Origin of the sequence: Accumulibacter sp. (assembly GCF_023806625.1) — a bacterium.
Taxonomy (GTDB): Bacteria; Pseudomonadota; Gammaproteobacteria; order Burkholderiales; family Rhodocyclaceae; genus Accumulibacter.
Genome location: NZ_JAMTDX010000024.1, coordinates 24,211 through 30,973, shown reverse-complemented (window position 1 = coordinate 30,973; position 6,763 = coordinate 24,211). Strand labels below are relative to the sequence as shown.

The 6,763-nt window shown below is 65.0% G+C and carries 6 protein-coding genes; 4 read left to right on the top strand and 2 right to left on the bottom strand.

The window, feature by feature from the left end:
• The first annotated feature begins 262 nt into the window (after positions 1 to 262).
• Positions 263 to 544, top strand: a complete 282-nt coding sequence (locus tag NFW05_RS05035) for a hypothetical protein (protein ID WP_295303171.1) — start codon at positions 263 to 265, stop codon at positions 542 to 544.
• A 78-nt stretch (positions 545 to 622) separates the two neighbouring features.
• Here NFW05_RS05035 and NFW05_RS05030 read toward each other — a convergent pair whose 3' ends face one another.
• Positions 623 to 1,657 (bottom strand): hypothetical protein, encoded by a 1,035-nt coding sequence (locus NFW05_RS05030; RefSeq protein ID WP_295303169.1) that lies wholly within the window; start codon positions 1,655 to 1,657, stop codon positions 623 to 625.
• 520 nt (positions 1,658 to 2,177) lie between these two features.
• Here NFW05_RS05030 and cysD point away from each other — a divergent pair.
• From cysD to cysQ, 3 genes are read left to right on the top strand one after another with little or no spacing between them, the layout of a single operon-like run.
• Entirely contained in the window at positions 2,178 to 3,080 is a 903-nt protein-coding gene (gene cysD / locus NFW05_RS05025; RefSeq protein WP_295303167.1) for a sulfate adenylyltransferase subunit CysD, read from the top strand.
• Complete coding sequence (gene cysN, locus NFW05_RS05020; RefSeq protein WP_295303165.1) at positions 3,080 to 4,954, top strand: sulfate adenylyltransferase subunit CysN; 1,875 nt, start codon at positions 3,080 to 3,082, stop codon at positions 4,952 to 4,954. Before cysD ends, cysN begins: the two co-directional genes overlap by 1 nt.
• 2 nt (positions 4,955 to 4,956) lie before the next feature.
• The gene (gene cysQ, locus NFW05_RS05015) at positions 4,957 to 5,745 is read left to right on the top strand and encodes a 3'(2'),5'-bisphosphate nucleotidase CysQ (protein WP_295303162.1); all 789 of its coding nucleotides are present in this window, start codon (positions 4,957 to 4,959) and stop codon (positions 5,743 to 5,745) included.
• Positions 5,746 to 5,752: 7 nt separating this feature from the next.
• Here the strand turns inward: cysQ and NFW05_RS05010 are convergent, their stop codons facing one another.
• Positions 5,753 to 6,658 (bottom strand): sulfite exporter TauE/SafE family protein, encoded by a 906-nt coding sequence (locus tag NFW05_RS05010; protein WP_295303158.1) that lies wholly within the window; start codon positions 6,656 to 6,658, stop codon positions 5,753 to 5,755.
• Positions 6,659 to 6,763: the final 105 nt, after the last annotated feature.

Genomic DNA, 6,763 nt, shown 5'->3' with positions numbered 1-6,763 from the left:
GAGGAGTGGATGACCGGCAAGGTCTATCTCAACTTGCATGCCTGATCTCAACATCTTGATGGCATCACCTCGGAGTATTTACAGAAAGAAGGTTGCACTGCCTATTGAGGGCCCCCTCTGGCGGGCGGCCGTGGATAACTCTGCGCCTTGGCACGGGCTCCGCAACACGTACTCAACCGTCCGCGCTTCGACCGGCAGGCAACTTGTACGACAAGTCTCACTCTCATCGCGTTACTGCGTAACGCTTAACAGGAGCTTCACGATGGCCAAGAGCAATGCACAACGGCAGTCAGCGTATCGACAGCGGCACTTGAACGACGAAAACGGGCAGGCGCAGCGGCTCAATCTCGTGCTCAGCGCGCACGCCAAGCGCGCCCTGGAGCGCTTGGCTGCTTGTTACGCGGTAACGCAACGTGAGCTGTTGGAGTGCCTTCTTCGTGACGCGGAAAGCGCCGCGATCGATCGTGCGCGAGGCGTGCCCGACGGGCAAACCCAGTACTACGACGGGCACCTGCGATTGGCACTGAAACGCGTTACGCCGTAACGGCCCGCCGACGGTCCGCAAGGCAAAAACTTGACCGGAGCAGGACGCTCAGAGTACAAACCAATCCACCCCGCGTCGCTACGCGCCGACTGTCCAGTTTGACGTGGAATGACTGTCCAGTTTGCTCTGGAATGGGTGTCCAGTTTGTGTGGAATAGGCACTTTCGCGATACGCGCCGACGCCGGCCGCGAACCCGTCCAGCGCTCGCCAGGTCACCGTGCCACCCATCGCCACGTCGGCGAAGACCCGGCAGGCCATCTCCCGCGCCAGGTCCCGCGCCGAACGCCAGACGGTCTGCTCGCCCTCGCCGTGCAACGCCTCGTCGACGATCCGGAACGTGCGCTCGCCGCGACTGCCGCCGAGGCGCGCCGTCACGATCCGCCGGTCGCCGTCGCGGTGGATCTGCGCGCTGAGTACCGGCCCCTGGGCGAGGCGCCCGACCAGGCCGAGGATCGTGCCGACGGGGATTCTCAGCGGTCCGAGCGCGAACGACGTTTCCGAGCTGATTGCCTGCTGCAGGAACCGACCAGGCGCGTCGGTCTGGAACGTGGCGTTGAGCGGCGTCATCTTCTCCGGGATCGTGCGAATCGCGCGATCAGCCTCGAACTCGGTGAACAGGTCGCTGAGCCGGGAGAGCTCGGCCGCGACGAGCACGCCGAAGCCCGGCACGTCGAGTCCCGCTTGCTTTCCCGAGAAGTCGTCGAACGCGGCGACGGTGAGCCTGCGCCGCGCCTGCCCGACCGACCAGACGACGAAGCCGAACGCCCAGATGGACAGGACGTTCCACAGCGTGAGCCAGGATCCCTGCCCGTGCGCGTTCGCTCCGGCGACGGGCGCTGCCGGGGCCTGCGACGGCATCTGCGCACGAGATGAGGCGAGATCTGGCGCCTGGTCCTGGTCGGGGCCCCCCGAGGCGACGCGGCGGAGGCAGCTCGCCGCCGAGTCGAACCACTGTGGCCCTCGCGAGACGAGGATCTCGGCCCCCCCGAGCGCGCCGGCGATGGCGACCATCACCACGAGGTGCACAACCAGTCTTCCGCGGAGAAGGCCGAGGACGCGGCCACCGAGGCGGCAGATCCGGAGCAGCGCGTCGCGAAACCAGCAGGACAACATGGTTCATCTCCGGAAGGTGCGGTCCGGGACGAGGCGCAAGGCCTGCCCGGAAGAGGAGATTGCCAACGCTAGCCGGAGGATTATCTCGCCCGCGGGCAGGAGCGGTCAATACGGGATCACACCCGGGAGCGACTGCATTCGACCCTCGGCTACCGCTCCCCATGCAGTTGCAGGAGACTGGATTGGTGAGCGACATCAGGAGAATCTGATACCATGAGCCCCGCCCTTTGGCAGACGAAAGACCCAGGGAAGCTCATTGGCAGCAAGTGCTGGCTTACGCCAGGCAGATACCCGGCCAACGCTTCGACAAGCTCATCCTGCTGAAGCGCAACGGTCGCTCACCAGCCCCCCGATCTACAACAGTTTGCGGACCTGGTCCGGAAACCGATCGGCGGTCCTGCACGCCAAAGCGCCGAGTCGTGCGCTTCGGACACCCATCGGCATGACGTGCAGACCGTGTATCGGGCCGAACGCGAACTGCCGCGAATGCCACCAGGCCAGGATATCCGGAAATTCGACCATGCAGCGTGCCATCGCAGCCAACCCCCTTGAATCGGAAGCGATCGAGATCATCCGCGAGGCGATCGCGACGTCGTCCAACCCGGTGATGATGTACTCGATCGGCAAGGATTCCGCAGTGATGCTCCATCTGGCGAGGAAGGCGTTCTACCCGGGGTCGCCGCCGTTCCCGCTACTGCACATCGACACTGGATGGAAGTTCCGGGCAATGTACGCCCACCGCGACCGGATGGTCGCCGAGAGCGGCATGCGACTGATCAGCTACACGAACCCGGAGGGCCTGGCCGCGGGGATCGGCCCATTTACCCACGGAAGCAACTACCACACCGAGGTGATGAAAACCCAGGCCCTCAGACAGGTCCTGGATGCCCACCGTTTCGACGTCGTTTTTGGCGGTGCGCGTCGCGACGAGGAGAGATCGCGCGCCAAGGAGCGCATCTTCTCCTTCCGCGCGCCCGGCCATCGCTGGGATCCGAAGGCCCAGCGCCCCGAGTTGTGGAGCCTGTACAACTGCCGCATCCACGAGAACGAGAGCATCCGCGTGTTCCCCCTCTCCAACTGGACCGAACTCGACGTCTGGCAGTACATTTATGTTGAGAGGATCCCTATCGTCCCGCTCTACCTGGCAGCGAAGCGGCCGGTCGTCAACCGTGGCGGACAATGGATCGTCGTGGATGACGACCGCTTTCCTTTCCAGCCCGGCGAGCAGGTCGAGATCCGCAAGGTGCGCTTCCGGACACTCGGCTGCTGGCCGCTGACCGCGGCGATCGAAAGCGATGCCGATACCCTCGAGGCAGTGATCGCCGAGACTTTCAACGCGCGCTGCTCCGAGCGACAGGGCCGCCTGATCGATACGGACGAGCCCAACTCGATGGAAAGGAAGAAGCAGGAGGGCTACTTCTGATGCACGTGCTGCATGCACAGGACGTAGCCGCCTTCGTGCACGACCAGCGCAACAAGGAAACCGTGCGCTTCATCACCTGCGGCAGCATCGACGACGGCAAGAGCACTCTGATCGGCCGCCTGCTTTTCGAGAGCAAGGCGATTTTCGACGACCAGCTGCAGTCGCTGCGGACCGAGTCCCGTCAGTACGGCACGCAGGGCGAGAGAGTCGAACTCGCCCTGCTGGTCGACGGTCTCCAGGCCGAGCGCGAACAGGGCATCACGATCGACGTCGCTTACCGTTTCTTCGCCACCGACCGACGCCGCTACATCGTTGCCGACACGCCGGGCCATGAGCAGTACACGCGCAACATGGCCACCGGCGCCTCGACCGCCGACCTGGCAGTGATCCTCGTGGACGCCCGCAAGGGGGTGTTGACCCAGACGCGCCGTCACAGTCGCATCGCCGCCATGATGGGCATCCCGCATGTGCTTCTGGCGGTGACGAAGATGGATCTCGTCGGCTTCGACGAGCCGGCATTCGACGCCATTGCCGACGAGTACCGCGCTTTCGCCGCCGGTCTAGGGTTCACGAGCATCCAGGCGATCCCGCTGTCGGGACTCGACGGCGACAACGTGCTGCGGACCAGTGCCAGAATGCCGTGGTACGCAGGACCCAGTCTGATGGACTACCTCGACGCGGTGGACCTGCGCGAAGTCCGCGAAGAAGGTCGCTTCCGGATGCCCGTCCAGTGGGTGAGCCGTCCCAGCCTCGACTTCCGCGGCTTCTGCGGGCGTGTCGCTACAGGGAGCGTTCGGCCCGGCGACGCGGTGCGCGTTCTGCCCTCCGGAGTACAGACGCGCGTCAAAGCCGTCCTCTCCGGTTTTGCCGAGGTGGAGGTGGCTCGCGCCGGCGACGCCATCACCCTGACCTTGGCTGATGAAATAGACACGAGCCGGGGGGACGTCCTGGCGGCAGCCGAAGCTCCGCCAGAAGTGGCCGACCAGTTCGAGGCAAGCCTGCTGTGGATGGCCGCGTCCCCGATGACACCGGGACGGCACTACCTGATGAAGCTCGGCTGCCGCGAGGTCACGGCGAAAGTCACCGCGATCAAGTTCCGCGAGGATGTGAACAGCGGCGCCCGCCTCGCGGCCAGGACGCTGGCCCTGAACGAGATCGCCAGAGTCAATCTGTCGACCGCCGCACCGCTGGTCTTCGAGCCTTACCGCGTCAGCCGCACCCTGGGCGGCTTCATCCTGATCGACAAACTCACCTACCAGACCGTTGGCGCCGGGATGATCGAATTCGCGCTGCGCCGCGCCAGCAACATCCATTGGCAGGCACTGGAGTTGAACAAGGCCACCCGCGCGGCTCAGAAGAACCAGACGCCACGCTGTATCTGGTTCACTGGCCTTTCCGGATCGGGCAAGTCGACGATCGCCAATCAACTCGAGAAGCTCCTGCTTGCAGAAGGGAGACACACCTACCTGCTCGATGGCGACAACGTGCGCCACGGCCTGAACCGGGATCTGGGTTTCACCGAGGCGGACCGGGTGGAAAACATCCGGCGCGTCGCTGAAGTCGCCAGGCTGATGATCGATGCCGGTCTGATCGTCCTGGTGAGTTTCATCTCCCCCTTTCGCAGCGAACGCGCAATGGCGCGCGATCTCTTCGCCGAGAGCGAGTTCGTCGAGGTCTTCGTGGATACCCCGATCGAGGAATGCGAACGCCGCGACGTCAAGGGACTGTACGCCAAGGCGCGCCGGGGCGAACTGAAGAACTTCACCGGCATCGACAGTCCCTACGAGCCCCCCGAGGCGCCCGAGATCCATGTCCGCACCTGCGAGGGCGGCCCCGGGGATTGGGCCGAACGCATTCTCAAGACGATAGGCTGAAGATGACGGAACGAGAACTCGGCGTACTGTGCGCGCTGGCCGAAGCAGCCGGCCTGGAGATTCTGGACGTCTATGCACGGAACTTCGCCTCGTGGCAGAAGGACGACGCATCGCCACTGACCGAGGCAGACCTGCGCGCCGACAAGGTCGTCCGGGAAGGTCTCGAGGCCCATTTCCCGGGGGTGTTCATCCTTTCCGAGGAATCGGTATCAGCCGCCGGACGCGATTCGGACGCCCTCTTCCTCGTCGACCCGCTCGATGGCACGAAAGAGTTCCTCAAGCGCAACGATGAGTTCACCGTGAACATCGCGCTCGCAGACCAGCAAGGGCTCGTCGCTGGGGTCGTCCTTGCGCCTGCCCTCGGCGAGTTGTTCTACGCCGCCCGGGGACTGGGGGCAGCCAAGCGCGACGCTGGGGGCATGCGCGGACTCAGGGTGGCGCGCTGCGACGAACCCATGCCGCTGCGCGTCATCGGCAGCCGCTCGCATGGCGGCGAGGCACTGACCAGCTGGCTTGGGAAGCTGCCGCGGACATACGGCTTCGTCGCCGCCGGCAGCTCGCTCAAGTTCTGCCGGATAGCCGAAGGACGGGCCGACATCTATCCGCGTTTCGGGCCGACGAGCCAGTGGGACACGGCTGCGGCTCAATGTGTGCTGGAGATGGCCGGCGGCGCGGTCACAGACCTGAACGGGGCGTCGCTACGCTACGGTCTCGATGGCCCCACGCTGAACCCGGAGTTCGTCGCGGTCGGCGACCGGCGGCTGCTCGCCTTGGCCACATCGACGACTTGACCGAGCGTCAGAAGAGCTCGACCACCGCTACCGCGCCGAGGACCAGCGTGACGACGCCGACGACCCCGCGCAGGGAGGCTTCCGAGCTGCGGCTTACCGCCAGCGTAGCCATGGGTACCGAAAGCAGCGCTCCCAGCGCCATCGGGATCGCCAGCTCCCAGGCGATGCCCATGCCCATGGCCCGGTAGCCCAGCAAACCGACCAGGCAGGCTACCGACTCGGCCACTGACGTGATCGCCACGGCGTGCTTGGCGGGCAGGCCAGCGACCATCTGCCCGCTGGTGACCAGTGGCCCATAGCCGCCTCCAGACAGCCCCTTGTTGAACGCCGCAACGGCGCCGACGACGGCGATCCCGACGGGCCGGTAGGGAATCCTGCGCTTGCGCGTCAGCAGAATGATCACGCCCATGGCAATGATGATCGTCGTAATCGCCAGGTTGAGCCAGAACCTGGGAATACTTACGGCAACCCAGGCGGCCAGCAATGCGCCGACCGTCGACAGGCTGCCGAGCAACAGGACGGTCCGTCGGGCGTGAACGTTCTTCAGGAAGTCGACGTTCCCGTCCCGCTGATGCAGCACCCCGGCAGCCACCCCGGTCACCAGCTCGCTCAACAGGACCGCCGGCACGATCTGCAGCGGCCCGAAGTGAACCAGCAGGAGCAGCGGCGTCAGCGTCGTGCCGTACCCCATGCCGAGACTGGAGTCCATGAATTCGCAGGCTAATGCCGCGAGAAAGATCGCCAGCACGGCGATCGGCGAAATGCCGAGCATCGTCGGCTCGCTTGCGCTCGACAGCGGAAAGAAATGCAGGCCGACGAGACCCGTGGTGATGCCCCCGACCAGCAGGAGCCACAACCGGGTTCGACGCAACGCCAGGAACGGCAAGGCGTGGCTGGAGCAGGAAGTGGACATGTCACGTTCTCATCAACAAGGTCATCGCGTCTCAAGCATGATCCATGCCAGCGAGGGCCATTCCAGCGATTTCATCGACTTGGACGCGGAGGACTGGAGTCTTTT